Origin of the sequence: Streptomyces millisiae, from assembly GCF_031845425.1 — a bacterium.
Classification (GTDB): domain Bacteria; phylum Actinomycetota; class Actinomycetes; order Streptomycetales; family Streptomycetaceae; genus Streptomyces; species Streptomyces millisiae.
Map to the genome: position 1 here is coordinate 1 of NZ_JAVREM010000239.1, position 477 is coordinate 477.

1 protein-coding gene is annotated in these 477 nt (G+C 65.6%); it reads left to right on the forward strand.

What is annotated here, in order from left to right:
• Positions 1-477, forward strand: a 477-nt coding sequence (locus RNC47_RS36440) for a formyltetrahydrofolate deformylase (RefSeq protein WP_311605157.1), incomplete at both ends; no start/stop codon positions are given.

The window sequence follows — 477 nt, forward strand, 5'->3', positions numbered from 1 at the left end:
GTCATGGTCATCTCGAACCATCCCGACCTTGCCGAGCAGGTGCGCGCGTTCGGTGTTCCGTTCCTCTACGTTCCCGCGACCCGGGAGAACCGGGCCGAGGCTGAGCAACGGCTCCTGGAGTTGTTGCGGGGCAACGTCGATCTGGTGGTGCTGGCCCGGTACATGCAGATCCTGACTCCTGAATTCCTCGACGCCGTGGGCTGCCCGTTGATCAACATCCATCATTCGTTCCTGCCGGCGTTCATCGGCGCGGCGCCGTACCGCAGGGCCAAGGAACGCGGGGTCAAGTTGGTCGGCGCGACAGCGCATTACGTGACCGGCGACCTCGACGAAGGCCCGATCATCGAGCAGGACGTGGTCCGCGTGGACCACCGCCACTCGGTCGGTGACCTGGTGCGCCTGGGTGCGGATGTCGAACGGCTGGTGCTGTCGCGTGCAGTGCTGTGGCACTGTGAGGACCGCGTGATCCGGTTCGGG